Source organism: Pseudomonas sp. NPDC089918 (genome assembly GCF_050280605.1).
In the GTDB taxonomy this organism is placed as follows: Bacteria; Pseudomonadota; Gammaproteobacteria; order Pseudomonadales; family Pseudomonadaceae; genus Aquipseudomonas.
The window spans coordinates 41,370-64,834 of record NZ_JBNNVP010000031.1 but is presented as its reverse complement, the minus strand read 5'-3'; the positions used below and the strand labels follow the sequence as shown (position 1 = coordinate 64,834).

Annotated in this window: 19 protein-coding genes; 16 read left to right on the top strand and 3 right to left on the bottom strand. The window is 58.5% G+C overall.

Features of this window, described 5'->3' with window-relative positions; translation table 11 throughout:
* Positions 1 to 44: 44 nt before the first annotated feature.
* From dnaE to ispD, 8 genes are all read left to right on the top strand, one after another.
* Positions 45 to 3,566, top strand: a complete 3,522-nt coding sequence (gene dnaE / locus ACQKPC_RS21040) for a DNA polymerase III subunit alpha (protein ID WP_427626119.1) — start codon at positions 45 to 47, stop codon at positions 3,564 to 3,566.
* A 152-nt stretch (positions 3,567 to 3,718) separates the two neighbouring features.
* On the top strand, positions 3,719 to 4,666 hold the full coding sequence (locus ACQKPC_RS21035) for an acetyl-CoA carboxylase carboxyltransferase subunit alpha (RefSeq protein WP_008010221.1): 948 nt from the start codon (positions 3,719 to 3,721) through the stop codon (positions 4,664 to 4,666).
* 147 nt (positions 4,667 to 4,813) lie between these two features.
* A complete protein-coding gene (gene tilS, locus ACQKPC_RS21030) occupies positions 4,814 to 6,142 on the top strand; it encodes a tRNA lysidine(34) synthetase TilS (protein WP_427626118.1) in 1,329 nt (442 codons plus the stop codon).
* Positions 6,143 to 6,416: 274 nt separating this feature from the next.
* A complete protein-coding gene (locus tag ACQKPC_RS21025; RefSeq protein WP_008072674.1) occupies positions 6,417 to 8,048 on the top strand; it encodes a CTP synthase in 1,632 nt (543 codons plus the stop codon).
* A gap of 5 nt (positions 8,049 to 8,053) precedes the next feature.
* Positions 8,054 to 8,899: a 3-deoxy-8-phosphooctulonate synthase gene (kdsA, locus tag ACQKPC_RS21020; protein WP_008072675.1), complete on the top strand. Its 846-nt coding sequence runs from the start codon at positions 8,054 to 8,056 to the stop codon at positions 8,897 to 8,899.
* Between the two features lie 155 nt (positions 8,900 to 9,054).
* The gene (gene eno / locus ACQKPC_RS21015; RefSeq protein ID WP_008072676.1) at positions 9,055 to 10,344 is read left to right on the top strand and encodes a phosphopyruvate hydratase; all 1,290 of its coding nucleotides are present in this window, start codon (positions 9,055 to 9,057) and stop codon (positions 10,342 to 10,344) included.
* A 171-nt stretch (positions 10,345 to 10,515) separates the two neighbouring features.
* Positions 10,516 to 10,794, top strand: a complete 279-nt coding sequence (gene ftsB / locus ACQKPC_RS21010) for a cell division protein FtsB (RefSeq protein WP_007907178.1) — start codon at positions 10,516 to 10,518, stop codon at positions 10,792 to 10,794.
* On the top strand, positions 10,791 to 11,498 hold the full coding sequence (ispD, locus tag ACQKPC_RS21005) for a 2-C-methyl-D-erythritol 4-phosphate cytidylyltransferase (protein ID WP_427626117.1): 708 nt from the start codon (positions 10,791 to 10,793) through the stop codon (positions 11,496 to 11,498). The genes ftsB and ispD overlap by 4 nt, the downstream gene beginning before the upstream one ends.
* Before the next feature lie 154 nt (positions 11,499 to 11,652).
* Here the strand turns inward: ispD and ACQKPC_RS21000 are convergent, their stop codons facing one another.
* The gene (locus tag ACQKPC_RS21000) at positions 11,653 to 12,549 is read right to left on the bottom strand and encodes a LysR substrate-binding domain-containing protein (protein ID WP_008072678.1); all 897 of its coding nucleotides are present in this window, start codon (positions 12,547 to 12,549) and stop codon (positions 11,653 to 11,655) included.
* A gap of 106 nt (positions 12,550 to 12,655) precedes the next feature.
* Between ACQKPC_RS21000 and ACQKPC_RS20995 the strand changes: the two genes are divergently transcribed.
* The 8 genes from ACQKPC_RS20995 to rpoS all read left to right on the top strand — a co-directional run bounded on the left by ACQKPC_RS20995 (position 12,656) and on the right by rpoS (position 19,801).
* On the top strand, positions 12,656 to 13,768 hold the full coding sequence (locus ACQKPC_RS20995; protein ID WP_007907184.1) for an S-(hydroxymethyl)glutathione dehydrogenase/class III alcohol dehydrogenase: 1,113 nt from the start codon (positions 12,656 to 12,658) through the stop codon (positions 13,766 to 13,768).
* Positions 13,769 to 13,776: 8 nt separating this feature from the next.
* On the top strand, positions 13,777 to 14,622 hold the full coding sequence (fghA, locus tag ACQKPC_RS20990) for an S-formylglutathione hydrolase (RefSeq protein ID WP_427626116.1): 846 nt from the start codon (positions 13,777 to 13,779) through the stop codon (positions 14,620 to 14,622).
* Between the two features lie 53 nt (positions 14,623 to 14,675).
* Entirely contained in the window at positions 14,676 to 15,149 is a 474-nt protein-coding gene (ispF, locus tag ACQKPC_RS20985; RefSeq protein WP_038979164.1) for a 2-C-methyl-D-erythritol 2,4-cyclodiphosphate synthase, read from the top strand.
* Positions 15,146 to 16,204, top strand: a complete 1,059-nt coding sequence (gene truD / locus ACQKPC_RS20980) for a tRNA pseudouridine(13) synthase TruD (RefSeq protein WP_008072681.1) — start codon at positions 15,146 to 15,148, stop codon at positions 16,202 to 16,204. Before ispF ends, truD begins: the two co-directional genes overlap by 4 nt.
* On the top strand, positions 16,192 to 16,941 hold the full coding sequence (gene surE, locus ACQKPC_RS20975) for a 5'/3'-nucleotidase SurE (protein WP_427626115.1): 750 nt from the start codon (positions 16,192 to 16,194) through the stop codon (positions 16,939 to 16,941). The genes truD and surE overlap by 13 nt, the downstream gene beginning before the upstream one ends.
* 41 nt (positions 16,942 to 16,982) lie before the next feature.
* Positions 16,983 to 17,618, top strand: coding sequence for a protein-L-isoaspartate(D-aspartate) O-methyltransferase (locus ACQKPC_RS20970; protein WP_177318845.1), 636 nt, complete (start codon positions 16,983 to 16,985; stop codon positions 17,616 to 17,618).
* A gap of 211 nt (positions 17,619 to 17,829) precedes the next feature.
* The gene (locus tag ACQKPC_RS20965) at positions 17,830 to 18,687 is read left to right on the top strand and encodes a peptidoglycan DD-metalloendopeptidase family protein (RefSeq protein WP_218398415.1); all 858 of its coding nucleotides are present in this window, start codon (positions 17,830 to 17,832) and stop codon (positions 18,685 to 18,687) included.
* Between the two features lie 106 nt (positions 18,688 to 18,793).
* Positions 18,794 to 19,801: an RNA polymerase sigma factor RpoS gene (gene rpoS / locus ACQKPC_RS20960; protein ID WP_008072688.1), complete on the top strand. Its 1,008-nt coding sequence runs from the start codon at positions 18,794 to 18,796 to the stop codon at positions 19,799 to 19,801.
* 485 nt (positions 19,802 to 20,286) lie between these two features.
* On the opposite strand, the gene fdxA is transcribed toward rpoS, so the two are convergent.
* A complete protein-coding gene (gene fdxA / locus ACQKPC_RS20955; RefSeq protein ID WP_008154011.1) occupies positions 20,287 to 20,610 on the bottom strand; it encodes a ferredoxin FdxA in 324 nt (107 codons plus the stop codon).
* A gap of 142 nt (positions 20,611 to 20,752) precedes the next feature.
* Positions 20,753 to 23,332 (bottom strand): DNA mismatch repair protein MutS, encoded by a 2,580-nt coding sequence (gene mutS, locus ACQKPC_RS20950; protein WP_427626114.1) that lies wholly within the window; start codon positions 23,330 to 23,332, stop codon positions 20,753 to 20,755.
* Positions 23,333 to 23,465 lie beyond the last annotated feature (133 nt).

Below are 23,465 nucleotides of genomic sequence, written 5' to 3'. Positions count from 1 at the left end.
GGGCCTTGTTGTCTTCACGTTTCTAGTTTCTAGACAGGATCACTATGCCGGCTTCATTCGTTCATCTACGCCTGCACACTGAATATTCCCTGGTCGACGGTCTGGTGCGGATCAAACCGCTGGTCAAGACCCTGGTCGGCATGAACATGCCTGCCGTGGCGGTCACTGACCAGAACAACATGTGTTCCCTGGTCAAATTCTATAAAGCTGCCATGGGTGCGGGGATCAAGCCGATCTGCGGCGCCGACCTGTGGCTGTCGAACAAGGATCCGGACAACTCCTTGAGCCGGATCAGCCTGTTGGCGATGAATGCGGTGGGTTATCGCAACCTCACCGAGCTGATCTCCCGTGGCTTCATCGACGGCCAGCGCAATGGGTCGGTGATCATCGAGCGCGAGTGGGTGGCTGAAGCCAGCGAAGGCTTGATCATGCTGTCGGCGGCGAAAGAGGGCGAGATCGGCCTGGCCATGCTCAGCGGCAACCCGGACGAAGCCGAAACCCTGGCTCGCGAGTGGATGGCGGTGTTCCCGGATCGCTTCTATCTGGAAGTCCAGCGCACCAGCCGCCCCAATGACGAAGAACAACTGCACGGCGCCGTGGCGCTGGCGGCGAAGATCGGCGCGCCGCTGGTGGCGACCAACGACGTGCGCTTCATCAAGCAGGAAGACTTCGAAGCCCACGAAACCCGCGTGTGCATCGGTGAGGGCCGCGCCCTCGACGATCCGCGGCGTTCGAAGAATTACAGTGATCAGCAATACCTCAAAAGCGCCGAGGAAATGGCCGAGCTGTTCAGCGACTTGCCCGAGGCGCTGGAAAACACCGTCGAGATCGCCAAGCGCTGCAACATCGACGTGAAGCTGGGCAAGCACTTCCTGCCCAACTTCCCGATTCCCGACGGCATGACCATCGACGAGTACTTCCGCAAGGTTTCCTTCGACGGTCTGGAAGAGCGCCTCACCGTTCTGCTGCCCAAGGACACCACTGAAGACTACGAAGCCAAGCGTCAGGTTTATGTCGACCGGTTGAATTTCGAGCTGGATATCATCATCCAGATGGGCTTCCCAGGTTACTTCCTGATCGTGATGGACTTTATCCAGTGGGCCAAGAGCAACGGCGTGCCGGTAGGTCCGGGTCGTGGGTCGGGTGCCGGGTCGCTGGTGGCCTATGTGCAGAAGATCACCGACCTCGACCCGCTGGAATATGACCTGCTGTTTGAACGTTTCCTTAACCCGGAACGGGTTTCCATGCCCGACTTCGACGTCGACTTCTGCATGGACGGCCGTGACCGCGTGATCGATTACGTGGCCGAAAAATACGGCCGTAACGCGGTTAGCCAGATCATCACCTTCGGTTCCATGGCGGCGAAAGCCGTGGTCCGTGACGTGGCGCGGGTGCAGGGCAAGTCCTACGGTTTGGCGGATCGTCTGTCGAAGATGATTCCGTTCGAAGTCGGCATGACCCTGGAAAAAGCCTACGAGCAGGAAGAAATCCTGCGCGACTTCATCAAGGTCGATGAGGAGGCTGCGGAAATCTGGGAAATGGCGCGCAAGCTTGAAGGCGTTGTGCGTAACGTCGGCAAACACGCCGGTGGTGTGGTAATCGCGCCGACCAAGCTGACCGACTTCTCGCCGATTTATTGCGACGAAGCGGGCGATGGCCTGGTAACCCAGTTCGACAAGGACGACGTCGAGGCGGCCGGTCTGGTGAAGTTCGACTTCCTGGGGCTGCGGACCCTGACGGTCATCGACTGGGCGCTGAAAACCATCAATCGCGATCGCGCCAAGATCAACGAGCCGCCGCTGGATATCGCGTTCATTCCGCTGGACGACAAACCGACCTACACGCTGTTGCAAAAAGCTGAAACCACTGCGGTGTTCCAGCTCGAGTCGCGCGGCATGAAAGAGCTGATCAAAAAGCTCAAGCCCGACTGCCTGGAAGACTTGATCGCACTGGTGGCCCTGTTCCGTCCGGGCCCGTTGCAATCAGGCATGGTGGACGACTTCATCAACCGTAAGCACGGTCGCGCGGAGCTCGCGTACCCGCACTCGGATTACCAGTACGAAGGCCTCAAGCCAGTCCTGGCGCCGACTTACGGCATCATCCTGTATCAGGAACAGGTGATGCAGATTGCTCAGGTCATGGCCGGTTACACCCTTGGCGGTGCAGACATGCTGCGTCGAGCCATGGGTAAGAAAAAACCCGAAGAAATGGCCAAGCAACGTGGCGGTTTCATTGAGGGTTGCGCCACCAACAATATTGACGCCGACCTGGCCGGTAACATCTTCGACCTGGTAGAAAAGTTCGCCGGTTACGGCTTCAACAAATCGCACTCCGCCGCGTATGGCCTGGTGTCGTACCAGACCGCCTGGCTGAAAGCCCACTACCCGGCGCCGTTCATGGCCGCGGTGCTGTCGGCGGATATGCACAACACCGACAAGGTCGTGACCTTGATCGAAGAAATTCGCACCATGAAGCTGCGTCTCGACGCGCCGGATGTGAATACTTCGGAGTTCAAGTTCACGGTGAATGACGAAGGCCGCATTATTTATGGCCTCGGCGCAATCAAGGGTGTGGGCGAAGGGCCGGTGGAAGCGATCACCGAGGCGCGTCAGGACGGGCCGTTCAAGGATCTGTTCGATTTCTGCGCCCGTGTCGATCTCAAGCGGATCAACAAGCGCACCCTGGACGGTTTGATCCGCAGCGGCGCGCTGGATCGTCTGGGCCCGTATTTTCATGACGAACCCAAAGCCTATCAAGCCAGCATCGACCAGAACCGCGCGGTCTTGTTGAACGCGATGGAAGGGGCGATCAAGGCTGCCGAACAAACCGCGCGCACCCACGACAGTGGTCACGCCGACCTGTTTGGCGGGCTGTTTGTCGAGGAAGACGCCGACGTCTACGCCAATCATCGCAAGGCCAAGGAACTGACCCTCAAGGAACGCCTGAAAGGGGAGAAAGACACCCTGGGCCTGTACCTGACCGGTCACCCGATCGACGAATACGAAGGCGAGATCCGTCGCTTCGCCCGTCAGCGCATCATCGATCTGAAGCCGGCTCGCGATACCCAGACAGTCGCGGGCATGATCATCGCCCTGAGAGTGATGAAGAACAAAAAGGGCGACAAGATGGGTTTCATTACCCTCGACGATCGCTCCGGCCGGATCGAAGCCTCGCTGTTCGCCGACGCCTTCCACTCCGCGCAGTCGCTGTTGCAGACCGACGCGATGGTGGTGGTCGAAGGCGAAGTCAGCAATGACGACTTCTCTGGCGGCCTGCGGCTGCGGGTCAAGCGCGTGATGAGCATGGAAGATGCGCGCACCAACCTGGCCGAAAGCCTGCGCCTGAAATTGCACACCAAGGATTTGAAGGGCGATCAGCTACGCTGGCTGGGTGAGCTGTTCAAGCGCCACCGTGGCGCGTGCCCGATCACCATGGAGTACACCAGTCCCGATGCGAAGGCCTTGTTGCAGTTCGGCGAGACCTGGCGGATCGATCCGGCGGATGCCTTGATTCAAGCCCTGCGTGACCAGTTCGGGCGAGACAACGTCTTCCTCCAATACCGTTGACGGTCAGGTGCCATTCTTTACCATTAGAGCGCGCCTGATCCCGACCCGAATTTTTAATCTCGACCTGAACGCGCCTGTCCCTTAAGGTAGGGCGCGAATAGACAACCGGCCGGCCCAAGCTCTCTTGGAAGGTCGACCCAAGACGGACGCCTATGAACCCGAATTTTCTAGATTTCGAACAGCCGATCGCCGACCTGCAAGCCAAGATCGAAGAGTTGCGCTTGGTCGGTAATGACAATTCGCTGAATATCGGCGATGAGATCTCCCGCCTGCAGGACAAGAGCAGCACGCTGACCGAAGACATCTTCGGCAAGCTGACCAGCTGGCAGATCGCACGTCTGGCGCGTCACCCGAAACGTCCGTACACCCTGGACTACATCGAACACATCTTCACCGAGTTCGACGAACTGCACGGCGACCGTCACTTCTCCGACGACGCCGCGATCGTTGGCGGCATTGCCCGTCTGGACGACCAGCCGGTGATGATCATCGGTCACCAGAAAGGCCGCGAAGTGCGCGAGAAGGTTCGCCGCAACTTCGGTATGCCGCGTCCTGAAGGCTACCGCAAGGCGTGCCGTCTGATGGAAATGGCCGAGCGTTTCAAAATGCCGATCCTGACCTTCATCGACACCCCGGGTGCTTACCCAGGCATCGACGCCGAAGAGCGCAACCAGAGCGAAGCAATTGCCTGGAACCTGCGCGTCATGGCTCGCCTGAAAACCCCAATCATTGCCACCGTGATCGGTGAAGGTGGTTCCGGTGGTGCATTGGCGATCGGCGTCTGCGATCAGCTGAACATGCTGCAGTACTCGACCTACGCGGTGATTTCGCCGGAAGGTTGCGCTTCGATTCTGTGGAAAACTTCCGAGAAGGCTCCGGATGCTGCTGAAGCCATGGGCATTACTGCCGAGCGTCTGAAGGGCCTGGGCATTGTCGATAAAGTGATCGGCGAGCCATTGGGCGGCGCTCATCGTGATCCGGCCGCTGCGGCTGCCTCGATCCGCGCCGAGCTGAGCTCGCAACTGGCGATGTTGAAGAAGTTCGATAACAAGGCGCTGTTGGCCCGTCGTTACGAGCGTCTGATGAGCTACGGTCTCTGATCTGACGCAGATTCGGCTGACAATAGAAAAAACTGTGGGAGCGGGCTTGCCCGCGAAAGCGATGTAACATTCAACGAATTTGTTGGCTGTTCCGCCGCCTTCGCGAGCAAGCCCGCTCCCACATTTGATTTGTGCGAAGTGATCGATATGAGTCAGCCCACGATTGATTTGCCTGCCAGACTCCTGCTGAATCTTGCACCGTGGCGCAACGCCACAACCTGGCGCATCGCCTTCTCCGGTGGTCTCGACTCCACCGTCCTGCTGCACCTACTCGCCCATCTCGCAAAAAACCAATCCCTGCCGACGCTGACCGCCATCCATGTCCACCACGGCCTTCAGACTGCGGCTGATGCGTGGCCGGAACATTGTCAGTCGGTCTGTGATGCGTTGGGAGTGCCGCTAGAAGTCGTGCGCGTTCAGGTTGAACCCGGCGCCAGTCTTGAGCGTGCGGCGCGGGATGCGCGTTATGGCGCCTTCATCGCGGCGACTCACGTCGGTGACGTGCTGCTCACGGGCCAACACCGCGACGATCAGGCGGAAACCCTGTTGTTTCGGCTGATGCGTGGGGCAGGGGTGAGAGGGTTGTCGGGAATGCCGAGCGAGCGTCCTTTGGGTCGGGGGCATCTGTTGCGGCCGTTGCTCGACGTAACGCGTGCGGAGCTTGAGGCCTACGCGACTGAATATCAGTTGGGCTGGATCGAGGATCCGTCGAACCAGGACCGCCAGTTCTCGCGCAATTATCTGCGTCATCAGGTGTTCCCGGTGTTGACTGCGCGCTGGCCGCAAGCGGTGGCAACCATGGCACGCAGCGCTGCGCATCTGAGCGAAGCGCAAGAACTGCTCGATGAATTGGCGCAAATCGATCTGGCCCGTGCCACCACGGTCAGCGATTTCGATTGGCTGGGTTTGCCGTCGCTGGCGCTGGCACCACTGGAAAAACTGTCTGATGCGCGTCAGCGCAATGCGCTAAGTCATTGGCTCAAACCGCTGACGACTTTGCCGGACAGTGACCATTGGTCGGGTTGGGTAAATTTTCGTGATGCGACCGGCGATGCGCGTCCGGTCTGGCGGCTGGCGGCGGGTGAATTGCATCGCGCGGGTAGGCGTGTCTGGTGGTTGTCGGGTGGCTGGCTGCGCACTCCGCCATCCCCGGTGTCTTGGGCTGATCCCTCGGTATCACTGGCGTTGCCGGATAACGGTGTACTCACGTTCACCGGTCAGATCCCCGTTGGCCCGCTGCAGATCCGCTATCGTGAGGGAGGCGAGGTGATGAACCTGCCCGATCGCGGCCACCGTGACTTGAAGCGTTTACTCAACGAACGCGGTGTGCCGGGCTTCGCCCGTGGCAGATTGCCGCTGGTCTACAGAGGCCCGCAATTGCTGGCGGTGGCGAACCTGCGGGGGCTAAATGGCGGTGAGCAAAGTGGCTGGCATTTGCATTGGCAGCCGCAGATCGAAGATCAAGGTTTGAGCTGAAAGGGGCTTTCCGGTAGACTACGCTCCCTTCTTGATACAACTTCTGTGGATTCGCCTGAATCGCAGGAGTTGCCGATTACCAAGCAGTCTTTGCTGGGCGATTCCAAAAAATGTGTAGCGAGCAACCTTCCGGTGTTTCATCTACCGGTCTGTCCCAACGCGGCGGTTTTTTTGAAAGATGCACTGTGATTAATGCAGGTGATCGGGGGCTTCGGCCTTCCTTCGCTTTCCCCGGCGGCTCGGACCGCTTTAACGCAGACTTCTAGGGTTTTTCATGACGCGCTACATATTCGTCACGGGCGGTGTTGTTTCTTCATTGGGGAAAGGCATTGCCTCGGCTTCATTGGCGGCCATCCTGGAGGCGCGGGGACTTAAGGTCACCATGCTGAAGCTGGACCCGTACATCAACGTTGACCCGGGCACCATGAGCCCGTTCCAGCACGGTGAAGTGTTCGTCACCCACGACGGCGCCGAGACCGACCTGGACCTGGGCCACTATGAGCGGTTCATCCGCACGACCATGACCCAGAACAACAACTTCACCACCGGCCGTGTCTACGAACACGTCCTGCGCAAAGAGCGCCGTGGTGATTACCTGGGCGCAACCATTCAGGTGATCCCGCACATCACCGACGAAATCAAGCGCCGGATCATCAAGGGCGCCGGCGATGCCGACGTGGCCATGGTCGAGATCGGTGGCACCGTGGGTGACATCGAATCGCAACCGTTCCTCGAAGCGATCCGTCAATTGCGTTTCGAAGTCGGCGCCAAGCGCGCGATGCTGATGCACCTGACGCTGGTGCCGTACATCGCCACTGCTGGCGAAACCAAAACCAAGCCGACGCAGCACTCGGTCAAGGAACTGCGTTCCATTGGCCTGCAGCCAGACGTGCTGGTGTGCCGTTCCGATCACCCGATCGACATCTCTTCGCGTCGCAAGATCGCCCAGTTCACCAACGTTGAAGAACGTGCGGTGATCGCGCTGGAAGACGCCGACACCATCTACAAGATCCCGGGCATCCTGCACTCCCAGGGCCTGGATGATTTCGTCGTCGAGCGTTTCGGCTTGCAATGCGACAGCGCCGATCTGTCCGAGTGGGAAGCGGTGGTAGATGCCAAGCTGAACCCGGAGCACGAAGTCACCATCGCGATGGTCGGCAAGTACATGGAACTGCTGGACGCCTACAAGTCGCTGATCGAAGCGATGAGTCACGCCGGCATCAGCAACCGCACCAAGGTCAACCTGCGCTACATCGATTCCGAAGACATCGAAAACCAGGGCACCGCGCTGCTGGAAGGCGTCGACGCGATTCTGGTTCCGGGCGGCTTTGGTCTGCGTGGCGTTGAAGGCAAGATCACTGCCGTTCAATACGCTCGTGAAAACAAGATTCCATACCTGGGTATCTGCCTGGGCATGCAAGTGGCCGTTATCGAGTTCGCTCGTAACGTCATGGGCTGGAAAGACGCCAACTCCACCGAGTTCGATCGCACCAGCGGTCACCCGGTGGTGGGTCTGATCACCGAGTGGGAAGATGCCACCGGCGCAGTCGAAACCCGTACCGAAACCTCCGATCTGGGTGGCACCATGCGCCTCGGCGCTCAGGATTGCCTGCTTGAGCCAGGTTCCCTGGTGCACGATTGCTATGCAAAGGACGTGATCGTCGAGCGTCACCGTCATCGCTACGAAGTGAACAACAACCTGCTGCCGCAAATCATCGAGGCCGGTCTGAAAATCTCCGGTCGTTCCGGTGATGGCGCGCTGGTTGAAGTGGTCGAAGCACCGGATCATCCATGGTTCGTCGCTTGCCAGTTCCACCCTGAGTTCACCTCGACACCGCGCGACGGTCACCCGTTGTTCAGCGGCTTCGTCAAAGCCGCTTTGGCCCAACACCAGAAGAAGGCGTAAACCAGATGGCACAGAAGATCATCCGCGTAGGCAACATCGAAATTGCCAACGACAAGCCAATGGTGCTGTTCGGTGGCATGAACGTGCTGGAAAGCCGCGACATGGCGATGCAGGTCTGCGAAGAGTACGTAAAGGTCACCGAAAAACTCGGTATCCCTTACGTGTTCAAGGCCAGTTTCGACAAGGCGAACCGTTCTTCTGTAACTTCTTACCGTGGCCCCGGCCTGGAAGAGGGCATGCGGATTTTCCAGGACATCAAGCAAGCCTTTGGTGTGCCGGTCATCACCGACGTCCACGAGCCTGATCAGGCCGCGGTCGTCGCTGAAGTCTGCGACATCATCCAGTTGCCGGCCTTCCTGTCGCGCCAGACCGATCTCGTGGTCGCTATGGCCAAGACCGGCGCGGTGATCAACATCAAGAAAGCCCAGTTCCTCGCGCCTCAGGAAATGAAACACATCCTGAACAAATGCGTAGAAGCCGGTAACGATCAGTTGATCCTCTGCGAGCGTGGTTCGAGCTTCGGCTACAACAACCTGGTCGTCGACATGCTTGGCTTCGGCATCATGAAGCAGTTCGAATACCCGGTGTTCTTCGACGTGACCCACGCGCTGCAAATGCCTGGCGGTCGCTCCGATTCAGCCGGCGGTCGTCGTGCCCAGGTCACCGACCTGGCCAAGGCAGGCATGAGCCAGTCGCTGGCCGGTCTGTTCCTCGAAGCGCACCCGGACCCGGACAACGCCAAATGCGACGGCCCTTGCGCCTTGCGCCTGGACAAACTGGAACCCTTCCTGGCCCAGCTCAAGGCACTGGACGAATTGGTTAAAAGTTTTCCGACAGTAGAAACCGCGTAAACCCCGATTCTCCGGTAAAGTACTGCACGGTTTAACGCTCAGGCCCTCGGGCTTGAGCCTTATCGTCCGCAAGCCTGCCCCCTGTCTGTCACTTGCCGACGATAAAGATTTCCTTCAGCTGCGTCGTTTTCGTCAACTTTGGAGTGTTCACAACAATGGCAAAAATCGTCGACATCAAAGGTCGTGAAGTTCTCGACTCCCGTGGCAATCCCACTGTGGAAGCAGATGTGCTTCTCGATAACGGCATCATCGGCAGCGCTTGCGCGCCATCCGGTGCTTCCACTGGCTCGCGTGAAGCACTCGAGCTGCGTGATGGCGACAAGAGCCGTTACTTGGGCAAAGGCGTTCTGAAAGCCGTCGCCAACATCAACGGTCCGATCCGCGATCTGTTGCTGGGTACAGACCCAAGCGACCAGAAAGCGCTGGATCACGCGATGATCAAGCTGGACGGCACCGAAAACAAAGCGACCCTGGGCGCCAACGCGATCCTCGCCGTTTCCCTGGCCGCGGCCAAGGCAGCAGCTCAGGACCAGGACCTGCCGCTGTACGCTCACATCGCCAACCTGAACGGCACCCCGGGTGTTTACTCGATGCCGGTTCCGATGATGAACATCATCAACGGTGGCGAGCACGCCGATAACAACGTCGACATCCAGGAATTCATGGTTCAGCCAGTCGGCGCCAAGTCTTTCTCGGAAGGTCTGCGTATGGGCACCGAGATTTTCCATCACCTCAAAGCTGTACTGAAGGCTCGTGGCCTGAGCACTGCCGTTGGTGATGAAGGTGGTTTCGCGCCGAACCTGGCCTCCAACGAAGACGCTTTGAAAGTGATCTCCGAAGCCGTGGCCAACGCTGGTTACAAGCTGGGTACCGACGTGACCCTGGCCCTGGACTGCGCGGCCAGCGAATTCTACGAAGACGGCAAGTACAACCTCTCCGGCGAAGGCCAGGTGTTCACCGCTGAAGGTTTCGCCGATTACCTGAAAGGTCTGACCGAGCGTTACCCGATCATCTCCATCGAAGACGGTCTGGACGAGTCCGACTGGGCGGGCTGGAAAATCCTCACCGACAAAATCGGCGAGAAGACTCAGCTGGTGGGCGACGACCTGTTCGTAACCAACACCAAGATCCTGAAAGAAGGCATCGATAAAAAGATCGCCAACTCGATCCTGATCAAGTTCAACCAGATCGGCACCCTGACCGAAACCCTGGAAGCGATCCAGATGGCCAAGGCCGCTGGTTACACCGCCGTCATCTCGCACCGCTCCGGCGAAACCGAAGATTCGACCATTGCCGACCTGGCTGTGGGCACTGCGGCAGGCCAGATCAAGACCGGCTCCCTGTGCCGTTCCGACCGTGTTTCCAAGTACAACCAACTGCTGCGTATCGAAGAGCAGTTGAATGGCAAAGCCAAGTACAACGGTCGTAGCGAGTTTCGCGGCTGAATAGCAAAGAGTAAAAAAGACACCGGATTGTGTCGAAAAATCGCGACAGCGATGAATTTGCCACTAATCTGATGCCTTATTAGCACAAGCCTGGTTCTTCCAGGCTTCGTGCTATCAGAAGCTTCAAAGTTATGGCATGGCTGTCTTTTTTCACTGGATACCTGATATTCGATGCGCAGTCCCAATTGGTTGTTTCTCGTCTTGCTCTTGCTGCTGGCCGGCCTGCAGTACCGCCTGTGGGTGGGTAATGGCAGTCTGGCGCAAGTGGCCGAGCTGAAGCAGCAGATTGCGGATCAACACGCCGAGAACGAGGCGTTGCTGGAGCGCAATCGGGTGATGGACGCCGAAGTCAGCGAATTGAAAAAGGGCATGGAGACCGTTGAAGAACGGGCTCGTCATGAGTTGGGCATGGTCAAGGACGGTGAAACCCTTTACCAGTTGGCCCAATGATGAATTCGTTACCGGCCTTCTGGGCCGTGATTCCTGCCGCGGGCGTTGGTGCCCGTATGGCCGCGGACCGTCCCAAGCAATACTTGCAACTGGGCGGGCGCACTATTCTCGAACACAGCCTCGGCTGTTTCCTCGATCATCCTGCCCTGAAGGGGTTGGTGGTCAGTCTTGCTATCGATGATCCTTACTGGCCGAACCTGGCATGTGCTGGCGATCCGCGTATTCAGCGGGTCGAAGGTGGCGCAGAGCGCTCCGGATCGGTACTCAATGCCTTGCTGCATTTGCATGCCCAAGGCGCTGACGATGAGGATTGGGTGTTGGTGCACGATGCTGCACGACCGAATCTGGCGCGTGATGATCTCGATAAATTGCTCAGTGAGCTGGCTGATGATCCGGTTGGCGGTCTATTGGCGGTGCCTGCGCGCGACACCCTCAAGCGGGTCGACAAGCATGGGCGCGTGCTGGAAACGGTGGATCGCAGCGTGATCTGGCAGGCCTATACGCCGCAGATGTTTCGCCTTGGCGCGTTGCATCGGGCATTGGCCGATAGTCTGGTGGCCGACGTTGTCATCACCGATGAAGCTTCGGCCATGGAATGGGCGGGTTTGGCGCCGCGCCTGATTGAAGGGCGATCCGATAACATCAAAGTCACTCGCCCCGAAGACCTTGAATGGTTGCGCCAGCGATGGGCTAACCGTCGCTAAGCCCGAGTCGCGCCTTTCGCGAGCAAGCCCGCTCCCACATTTGATCTCCGTCGGTTATGTGTTTGGGGTATGAAACAGAACCAATGTGGGAGCGGGCTTGCTCGCGAAAGCGGTGGTCCAGTCAACGAATCTATCGCTGAATGCATTGGCAGGTCTAACCCCGATACTCCGGCCGTTCAGCCAACCCTTCCTTCAAGTAGTCCACCAACTTGCGCACCTTCGGCGACAGATGCCGTTGCTGCGGATAAAGCGCCCACACGGCGGTGTTCGGCGGCTGATGGGCTTCCAGCAGCGAAATCAATTCGCCGTTTTTCAGGTATTCCAGCACGTAGTAATCCGGTAACTGACACAACCCAACCCCTTGTAATGCGGCATCCAGCACTGCCTGCCCACTGTTGCAGCGCCAGTTTCCCTGTACTCGCTGGGAAAATTCCCGCCCGTTCTGTTCCAGTTGCCAGATGTCCGAGCTACCGATGAGGCAGTTATGGCGACTCAATTCCGACAAGCTGTGTGGGCGACCATACCGTTCCAGGTAGGACGGTGAGGCGCACAGGTACATGCGCCGTGGTGCCAGGCGCGTCGCGACCAATCTGGAATCCTGCAAGCGGCCGAGGCGGATGGCCAGGTCCAGCCCTTCATGCACCAGATCGAGCGGGCGATTGCTCAGCTCGATGTCGACGCGCAGTTGTGGATACAGCCCCATGAAGCGCGTCACCAGCGGCACGATGAATCGTTCGCCGTAGGCCACGGCACAGGTCATGCGCAGCATGCCCTTGGGTTCGCTGGTCAGGTCGCCGACAGCGCGCAAGGCTTCTTCGCGACCGTCCTGCAAACGCTGGCAATGCTGCAAAAAGGTTTGCCCGGCCTCGGTCAGCGTGACTCGGCGGGTGCTGCGATAGAGCAAACGGGTTTGCAGGCGCTCTTCCAGCCGTACGATTTGGCGACTGATATGAGAAGAAGACACCCCAAGGCGTTCGGCCGCGGCAGTGAATTGGCTGCACTCAGCGACGGCGACGAACTCATCGATGCCTTCCCAGCGGTTTTCGGACATCAGGATTATCCCTGTGTGGCAATAATGTTTTGCTTTTGTCCCGATTATTCATCGTAAGCCGCTGTATTACACTCCTTGTCTTGTTTTTATTCACTGGAGAGTCAGCATGATCAAGTCGCGCGCCGCCGTTGCCTTCGAGGCCAAGAAACCCCTCGAGATCGTTGAAGTCGATGTCGCCATGCCCAAGGCTGGGGAAGTTCTGCTGCGCGTCGTCGCCTCCGGTGTTTGCCATACCGATGCCTACACCCTCTCGGGCGCTGACCCGGAAGGTATCTTCCCGTCGATCCTGGGTCATGAAGGTGGCGCGGTGGTCGAAGCGATTGGCGAGGGCGTGACTTCGGTCGCGGTCGGCGACCATGTGATCCCGCTGTACACCCCGGAATGCGGCAAGTGCAAATTCTGTCTGTCGGGCAAAACCAACCTCTGCCAGGCAATTCGTGCGACGCAGGGTAAAGGCCTGATGCCGGATGGCACTTCGCGTTTTTCCTACAAGGGCGAAACGATTTTCCACTACATGGGTACCTCGACTTTTTCCGAGTACACCGTGCTGCCGGAAATCTCCGTCGCCAAAATTCCTAAAGAAGCACCCTTGGAAAAAGTGTGCCTGCTGGGTTGTGGCGTCACCACAGGCATCGGCGCGGTAATCAACACCGCCAAGGTCAAACCGGGTGACACCGTCGCCATTTTCGGTCTGGGTGGCATCGGTCTGTCGGCTGTGATTGGCGCGGTCAAAGCGAAGGCTGGGCGGATCATCGCCATCGACATCAACCCGGCCAAGTTCGAGATCGCCAAGCAACTGGGTGCGACCGACTGTGTGAACCCGAAAGACTTCGATCGTCCGATTCAGGAAGTGATCGTCGACATGACTGATGGCGGCGTCGACTTTTCCTTCGAATGCATCGGAAACGTCCAGTTGATGCGTGCTGCACTTGAGTGCTGCCACAAAGGTTGGGGGGAGTCGGTAATCATCGGCGTGGCCGGCGCCGGTCAGGAAATCTCTACCCGTCCGTTCCAGTTGGTGACCGGTCGAGTCTGGCGCGGTTCGGCGTTTGGTGGTGTGCGCGGGCGTACCGAGTTGCCGAGCTATGTCGAAATGGCCCAGACCGGCGAGATCCCGCTGGATACCTTCATCACCCACACGATGGGCCTCGAAGATATCAACAAGGCGTTTGACCTGATGCATGAAGGCAAGAGCATCCGTTCCGTCATTCATTTCTGAGGTCGGTCATGAGCCTGGAAAATATCTCCTGTCAGAAAAGCTTCGGCGGCTGGCACAAGCGCTATCGGCACCGCTCCGACGTGCTCGGTTGCGACATGGTGTTTGCCGTGTACTTGCCGCCGCAAGCGGAGCAGGGCGGTAAGCTGCCGGTGCTGTACTGGTTGTCCGGCCTGACCTGCACCGACGAGAACTTCATGCAAAAGGCCGGCGCCATGCGCATGGCCGCCGAGCTGGGGCTGATCATCGTCGCACCGGATACCAGCCCACGCGGCCCAGATGTGCCGGGTGACCCGGATGGCGCCTGGGACTTCGGTCTCGGTGCCGGATTTTATCTGAATGCTACGCAGGAACCGTGGTCCCGGCACTATCGGATGCATGACTATGTCGTGCAGGAATTGCCGGCATTGGTCGAAGCGCATTTTCCGGCATCGGACAAGCGTGGCATCAGCGGTCACTCCATGGGTGGCCACGGTGCGCTGGTCTGCGCGTTGCGCAATCCGGGGCGTTATCTATCGGTGTCGGCGTTCTCGCCGATCAACAATCCAATTGATTGCCCTTGGGGCCAGAAAGCCTTTTCCCGTTACTTGGGCGAAGACCGTTCGAAGTGGCGCGAGTGGGATGCCTGTGTGTTGATCGCCGAGGCGGAAGAGAAATTGCCACTGCTGGTCGATCAAGGTGATCGCGATGATTTCCTGGCCACCCAGCTCAAGCCTGACGCCTTGCAACAGGCCGCCAAACTGGCGGGGCATCCGCTGACGTTGCGTCTGCAGCCGGGCTACGACCACAGTTATTTCTTCATCGCCAGCTTCATTGACGACCACCTGCAACATCATGCGCGCGCGCTAAGCGCCTAATGTCCGACAAAGCAGGTAGAATCACGCCCTGACAAAAATCGGGGCGTTTTTTTATGCGTATTGGCCACGGCTATGATGTGCACCGTTTCGCTGAAGGCGATTTCATCACTCTGGGCGGCGTGCGGATTGCACACAGCTTCGGGCTGCTCGCCCATTCCGACGGCGACGTCCTGCTGCACGCCTTGAGCGACGCGTTGCTCGGCGCTGCCGCGCTGGGTGATATAGGCAAGCATTTTCCGGACACCGACCCGCAATTCAAGGGCGCCGACAGCCGTGTGCTGTTGCGTCATGTTGTCGCGCTGATCCACGCCAAGGGCTGGAAAGTCGGCAACGTCGATAACACCATCGTCGCCCAGGCCCCGAAAATGGCCCCGCATATCGAATCGATGCGCGCGCTGATTGCCGCGGATCTTCAAGTTGAGTTGGATCAAGTGAACGTGAAAGCTACCACCACCGAAAAGCTTGGCTTCGTCGGTCGCGAAGAAGGCATTGCCGTGCACTCCGTTGCCTTGTTGCTGCGCGCATGAACGAGGCGCAATTGCTTGGCCCCCGGGCCTATGGTGAAGCCCTGGGCAGCGCGGTACTGAAAGCCACAGCAGAAGATTTCCAGGTCGACGAAGTCCTTGATATCCCCCTCAGTGGTGACGGCGAACACCTGTGGATCTGGGTGGAAAAGCGCGGTCTGAATACTGAAGAAGCGGCACGGCGCATCGCCAAGGCAGCGGGTGTGCCATTGCGCACCGTCAGCTATGCCGGCCTCAAGGACCGTCAGGCGCTGACGCGCCAGTGGTTCAGTGTGCAACTGCCGGGCAAGGCTGATCCTGATCTGTCGGCGGCGGAAAACGACACGCTGAAAATCCTCAAGACCGGTCGGCATAAACGCAAACTGCAACGCGGTGCCCACTCGGCCAACGGCTTCACCTTGCGCTTGACCCAGTTCACCGGTGACAAGGCGGCTATCGAAGAGCGTCTGCAACTGATCGCCAAACAAGGTATTCCCAATTATTTCGGTGCCCAGCGATTCGGCTTTGATGGCGGCAACGTCGTCGACGCCCGTGCCTGGGCCGCGCGCAAGGCCCTGCCGGAGCAACGCAATGTGCGTTCGCGGCTGCTCTCCACCGCCCGTAGTTTTCTGTTCAATCAAGTGTTGGCGGCGCGCGTCGCCGATGGCACCTGGCAGCGCGCGCAGGTGGGTGATCTGCTGGCGTTCACCGACAGCCGCAGTTTCTTCCCGGCGGGTGAAGCCGAATGCAGCGATCCTCGTCTGGCGATTCTCGACCTGCACCCGACCGGCCCGCAGTGGGGCGAAGGTGACTCGCCGACGTCAGGCGCAGTCCATGAACTGGAGCAGGCAATCGCCGCGCGCGAAGCGGATTTGCGCGATTGGTTGATTAACGCCGGAATGAGCCACGAACGTCGCATCCTGCGGCTGCCCATTGGCGGGTTGACGTGGCATTATCCCGAGCCTGACATTCTGCAACTGGAATTCGTCCTGCCGGCCGGATGCTTCGCCACCGTATTGGTGCGTGAACTCGTCGATCTGGTGCCGGTGGGGCAGACGGACAGCCCATGCGTATTCTGATTTCTAACGACGATGGGGTAACCGCACCCGGTCTCGCCGCGCTTTATGCTGCGCTGGCGGATTACACCGAATGCGTGGTTATCGCCCCGGACCAGGACAAAAGCGGCGCCAGCAGCTCGCTGACGCTCGACCGTCCTTTGCACCCGCAAACCCTGGTGAACGGCTTTATCAGTCTTAACGGCACACCCACCGACTGCGTGCACCTGGGCCTTAACGGCTTGCTGGAGCTTGAGCCGGACATGGTGGTTTCCGGCATCAACCTGGGGGCCAACCTGGGGGATGATGTGCTGTATTCCGGCACTGTGGCGGCGGCCCTCGAGGGACGTTTCCTTGGGCGTCCTTCGTTTGCCTTTTCGCTCGTCTCACGGCAAGTAGAGAACCTTCCCACAGCCGCTTATTTTGCGCGCAAACTGGTAGAGGCTCACGCGGACCTTGATCTGCCACCGCGCACGGTACTGAACGTGAACATTCCCAACTTGCCGCTGGAGCACATCCGCGGTATCCAGCTGACCCGCCTCGGCCATCGCGCCCGCGCCGCGGCACCGATGAAAGTGGTCGACCCGCGTGGTAAATCCGGTTACTGGATCGCCGCGGCGGGGGACGCTGAAGATGGTGGCCCGGGTACCGATTTCCATGCGGTGATGCAAGGCTATGTTTCAATCACGCCACTGCAACTGGACCGCACCTTTAATGATGCCTTCAGAAGTCTCGATGGCTGGCTGGAGGGTCTGCGTTAATGTCTCGTGAACAAGACCATATTCTGCATCGCGGTATCGGGATGACCTCCCAACGGACCCGTGAGCGTCTGATTCAGCGCCTCTATGAAGAGGGAATATCCAACGCCAAGGTGCTGGAAGTCATCCGCCGCACCCCGCGTCACCTGTTCGTCGATGAGGCGCTGGCTCATCGCGCCTACGAAGATACAGCGTTGCCGATCGGGCATAACCAGACCATTTCCCAGCCTTATATGGTGGCTCGCATGAGCGAGTTGCTGCTGGAGGCCGGTCCGTTGGACAAGGTAATGGAAATCGGTACCGGTTCGGGTTACCAGACGGCCGTGCTGTCGCAATTGGTCGAGCGGGTTTTTTCCGTGGAGCGCATCAAGGTTCTGCAGGACCGGGCCAAGGAGCGCCTGGTGGAACTGAACCTGCGCAACGTGGTGTTTCGCTGGGGCGATGGTTGGGAAGGCTGGCCGGCATTGGCGCCTTACAACGGCATCATCGTCACCGCCGTGGCCACCGATGTGCCTCAGGCACTGCTCGATCAGTTGGCACCGGGTGGGCGACTGGTGATTCCGGTCGGCTCCGGTGAAGTTCAACAATTGATGTTGATCATCCGTGAGGAACAGGGCTTTTCCAGACGTGTTCTGGGGGCTGTGCGCTTTGTGCCATTGCTCAATGGGCCGTTGGCCTGAGCATTTGTTTAAGCACGCTGAATTCTCTTCGAATGCCCGGGTCTTACAGCGGCATCGATTGGTTAAACGCAATTCATCTTCAGGCAGCAAACGTGTGCGCGAAGCGAATCCGCTTCATTAAAGTTAAAGCCTGTTCGGCCCGTTATACTTGCGACATTTCGTGCCGGAGCACGGCAATCCATATTTTCAGCCACCACAAAGGGAGCGGCGGGTGAGTCTCACAGTCATTGCGCAGCGAATGGGTATAACGAGCTTTCAGCGTCTGGTGACTGGCCTTGTCTTGAGTACCTTGCTGGTCGGATGTTCCAGCACCAAATCAGGTAGTGCGAGCGTCGTCGATCGCAACAACGCGGTCGCCCAGCGTCCGGCCGTGACCACCGGCCAATATGTTGTCCGACCCAAGGACACTTTGTTCTCCATCGCTTTTCGCTACGGTTGGGACTACAAAGCCCTCGCAGCACGGAACAACATTCCTACGCCTTACACGATCCATCCGGGTCAGACGATTCGCTTCGACGGTCGCAGCGGTTCAACGCCGACGGCGGTAGTGAGTTCGTCCAGTTCCTCGCCTTCGTCGTCGAGTAAAACCACCGTAATTCGGCGCCAGGCAAATGGCGCTACAACCACTACAACAGTGCTTGCACCGTCCGTCGCCAACAAGCCGGCACCCGCTCCACTGCCTCCTGCCGGTCCGGCCCCGACGGGCTGGGGGTGGCCTTCTAATGGCATTCTGATTGGTAAATTCTCTTCAAACGGTAGTTTGAATAAAGGAATTGATATCGCCGGAGATTTGGGACAGCCTGTTTTAGCTGCGTCTGATGGGACGGTGGTATACGCCGGGAGTGGCTTAAGGGGCTACGGCGAATTAGTCATCATCAAACACAGCGATACCTACGTCAGTGCCTACGGACATAACCGCAGGCTGTTGGTTCGGGAGGGGCAGCAGGTCAAAGTCGGACAGACAATTGCCGAAATGGGGTCAACGGGTACAGACCGGGTGAAACTGCATTTTGAGATTCGCCGACAAGGTAAACCTGTAGATCCGCTGCAATTCCTGCCACGTCGTTGATTTGTTAGCCAGCCTGTTCCGTCACGTAGAGGGAACAGGCTCCAGCGTTGCCAGGGATCAAGGCGCCGCTTGAGCTTGAGGTCGAACTCACCAAAGGACTATAACAATGGCTCTCAGTAAAGAAGTGCCGGAGTTTGACATCGACGATGAGGTTCTCCTGATGGAGACCGGCATCGCCACGGATTCGATGTCGAATGATGAAGGGGATGCACCACCTTCCGTTCGTGCCAAATCCAAACACTCCGCTTCGCTTAAGCAACACAAGTACATCGATTACACACGGGCACTCGATGCCACTCAGCTGTACCTCAACGAAATCGGCTTTTCCCCATTGCTCTCCCCGGAGGAAGAAGTTCATTTTGCGCGCTTGTCGCAAAGTGGCGATCCGGCCGGGCGCAAGCGCATGATTGAAAGCAACCTGCGGCTGGTGGTGAAAATCGCCCGTCGTTACGTCAATCGTGGGCTGTCGCTGCTGGACCTGATCGAAGAGGGCAACCTCGGCCTGATCCGGGCAGTAGAAAAGTTCGATCCTGAACGCGGTTTCCGCTTTTCGACCTACGCCACCTGGTGGATTCGTCAGACCATCGAGCGCGCGATCATGAATCAGACCCGGACCATCCGGTTGCCGATCCATGTGGTCAAAGAGCTCAATGTGTACTTGCGGGCTGCACGGGAGCTGACTCAAAAGCTCGATCATGAACCCTCACCCGAAGAAATCGCCAACCTGCTGGAGAAACCGGTAGGCGAGGTCAAGCGCATGCTAGGCCTGAACGAGCGGGTTTCTTCGGTCGACGTCTCGCTGGGTCCGGATTCGGATAAAACCCTGCTGGACACCCTTACCGATGACCGCCCGACCGATCCATGCGAACTGTTGCAGGACGACGATCTGTCACAGAGCATCGATCAGTGGCTCTCGGAGCTGACCGACAAGCAACGCGAGGTGGTCATTCGCCGCTTCGGCTTGCGAGGTCACGAGAGCAGCACGCTTGAAGACGTAGGCCTGGAAATCGGCTTGACCCGGGAGCGGGTCAGGCAAATTCAGGTTGAAGGCCTCAAGCGTCTTCGGGAGATTCTCGAGAAAAACGGCCTGTCGAGTGAGTCGCTGTTCCAATAAGCAATTCGCTCAACCGGTAACAAATAGCCCCGACTGGTTTGGGGCTTTTTGTTGCCGGGAATATGAGAGGTGCGTTGTTTTTTGCACCACCTCAGGTTTGTAGTCTCGTGTTGTAAGTCTTTGCTTACTCTTTCGTAAGTGTTCGTTATTTTTACACCCTGGCAGTTGTCTATTTGACTTGCGGTATTCGTTTATGCCATTGATTTATATGATTATTTTTTTAGATTAACAGCGTGTGACAGACGCTTTCAGCGACAGAGGCCGATTGCTCTTAATGGGAAATTCTCTAGTATCTGAACTGTGTCGACGGATAGACACGCCCTTCAAGGAAGAGGGGAACGGACATCGCAGGAAGCGATTCATCAGGACGATGAAAAGGAACACAAGGAATAGGGAAAAAATGTGGGCGGGTCATACCGCCCCTTTTTTTTGCCTGCAGAAAAGCAAAAAGGCCCACAAGGGGCCTTTTCGAGAACACGGGGTAATCAGCGTTCGAGGTCTTTGATCTTGCCTTTGACGCCATCCCACTCTTCGGCATCGGGCAACGATTCTTTCTTCTCGGTGATGTTGGGCCAGATTTCCGCCAGCTCAACGTTCAGCTGAATGAATTGCTGCATATCTTCCGGAACTTCATCTTCGGAGAAGATGGCCACGGCAGGGCATTCTGGTTCGCACAGTGCGCAGTCGATGCACTCATCCGGGTGAATCACCAGGAAGTTCGGGCCTTCGTAAAAGCAGTCCACCGGACAGACTTCTACGCAGTCGGTGTACTTGCACTTGATGCAGTTGTCGGTGACGACGAAGGTCATTTCTAATTTTCTCCTCAGGCGGCGGCAGCGGAGCCCCTTCACGTTGGGGTCGCCAGGTTCGGGAGCGATAGTCTGCAGGTCAGGCTATTGGCCTGCAGCATCCCAAACCGCGCGAGATTCTAACAGCTTGCAGGCAAGTGCGTTAGATCCGTGTCTTTAGTGTATAGAGCATTTCGAGCGCACGACGCGGTGACATGTCGTCCAGATCAAGTTTGGCCAGTTCATCCAGCACCGGATGTGGCAGGCTGGCGAACATGTCGCTCTGCTGCGGCGTAACCGGTTTGCCTTTGGCAGGCTTCGGAACTTCATGAGGCAGCGCTGTGGATTCCAGTCGGCTCAGATGTTCGCGAGCACGCACGATCACTTCGCTCGGCACACCGGCCAACTGCGCAACCGCCAGGCCATAGCTCTGGCTGGCAGGCCCAGGCAACACGTGGTGCAGGAACACGATGCGTTCGTTGTGTTCGGTGGCATTGAGGTGCACGTTGGCCACCAGTGGCTGGGCTTCCGGCAGCACCGTCAGCTCGAAATAGTGGGTGGCGAACAGGGTGTAGGCCCGCAGGTGCGCGAGACGCTCAGCCGCCGCCCAGGCCAGGGACAGACCGTCGAAGGTGCTGGTGCCGCGACCGACTTCGTCCATCAGCACCAGGCTGCGTTCGGTGGCGTTGTGCAAAATGTTCGCGGTTTCGCTCATTTCAACCATGAAGGTCGAACGCCCGCCCGCCAAGTCATCGCTGGAACCGATCCGGGTGAAGATTCGGTCGACCAGGGACAATTCGCAACTGGCCGCCGGCACGAAACTGCCGATATGCGCCAGTAGCACGATCAACGCGGTCTGACGCATGTAGGTGGATTTACCGCCCATGTTCGGACCGGTGATCACCAGCATGCGGGTATTGTCGTCAAGGCTCAGGTCATTGGCCACGAATGGCGTAGTGAGTACTTGCTCGACCACCGGGTGACGACCCTGGGTGATGCGCATGCACGGCTCGCTGACGAAGCGTGGGCAGTTCAGGTCCAGATTCAGTGCACGCTCGGCGAGGTTGCTCAGCACGTCCAGCTCGGCCAATGCGGCGGCGGTGTCTTGCAAGGGCGGCAGCTGGGCAATCAAGTCTTCGAGCAACGCTTCGTAGAGCATCTTCTCGCGGGCCAGGGCGCGGCTCTTGGCCGACAGCGCCTTGTCTTCGAACGCCTTTAGCTCCGGCGTGATGAAGCGCTCGGCACCTTTGAGGGTCTGCCGGCGAATATAGTCTGCGGGCGCCGATTCGGCCTGCTTGCTCGGCAACTCGATGAAGTATCCGTGAATCCGGTTGTAGCCGACCTTAAGGTGCGACAGGCCGGTGCGGGCCTTTTCGCGCGCTTCGAGATCGATCAGGAACTGCCCGGCGTTTTCGCTGAGCGATTGCAATTCGTCGAGTTCGCTGTCGTAACCGGTTTTCAACACACCGCCGTCACGGATAACGGCGGGCGGGTTATCGATAATGGCTTTTTCCAGCAATGCCGCCAGTTCCGGATAGGTACTGGTGGTCGTCGCCAATTGAATGATGTGCGGGGCTTCAAGCTCGGCCATCGCCACTTGCAACTCTGGCAGTGCACCGAGGGCGTCGCGAAGGCGCGCCAAGTCACGAGGACGGGCATTGCGCAGGCCGATCCGCGCCAGAATCCGCTCGATGTCACCGATTTCCTTGAGCTGCGGTTGCAGTTTTTCGAAGCGGTAACCATCGAGCAGGCAGGTGATCGAACTCTGACGCGCCAGCAATACGGTCAAATCCCGCAGCGGACGGTTCAGCCAGCGAGTCAGCAGGCGGCTGCCCATGGCGGTCTGGCAGCGGTCGACCACCGATTGCAAGGTGTTGTCACGACCGCCGGCCAGGTTGGTGTCCAGTTCCAGGTTGCGACGGCTCGCGCCGTCCAGCACCACGGTGTCATCCAGACGTTCATGACGCAGGCTGCGCAAATGCGGCAGGGCGGTGCGCTGGGTTTCCTTGGCGTAGCTGAGCAGGCAACCGGCGGCGCCGATCGCCAGGGTCAGGTTCTCGCAGCCGAAACCTTTCAGGTCCTGGGTGGAAAACTGCTGGCAAAGACTTTTCAGTGCCGAGTCACGTTCAAAATCCCACGGCGCACGGCGACGAACCCCACGACGTTTTTCCGCCGGCAGGTCTTTCGGCCAGTCGTCCGGGATCATCAGCTCTACCGGATTGACCCGCTCCAGTTCCGCCAGCAGGTTTTCCCAGCCTTTGATCTCCAGCACGGTGAAGTTGCCGCTGGTAATGTCCAGCACCGCCAGACCGAACAGACGCTCATCACCCAGCACCGCTGCGATCAGGTTATCCCGACGTTCATCCAGCAGCGCTTCATCGCTGACTGTGCCGGGGGTAATGATCCGCACCACCTGACGATCCACCGGGCCTTTGCTGGTGGCCGGGTCGCCGACCTGCTCACAAATCACCACTGACTCGCCGAGCTTCACCAGTTTCGCCAGATAACCTTCCGCGGCGTGGTAAGGAATCCCACACATCGGAATCGCCTGACCCGCCGATTGCCCACGAGCCGTCAGGGTGATGTCCAGCAACTTGGCGGCCTTCTTCGCGTCTTCATAGAAGATCTCGTAGAAGTCACCCATGCGATAGAACATCAGCTGATCAGGGTGCTGGTTCTTCAGGCGCCAGTACTGCTGCATCATCGGCGTGTGGGAGGACAGATCGGAGAGGGCTTTATTCATCGGATATAGGCAAATTCGTTGAAAGGTGTGGGGCAAAAGGAGGGCATCGGCCCGGCTTTTCCGCGATGGGCGCAAGGTTAACATGGGCAGTCCGACCTACGCAGGCATGAAAGCTCCAAGGCACATTTCTGCT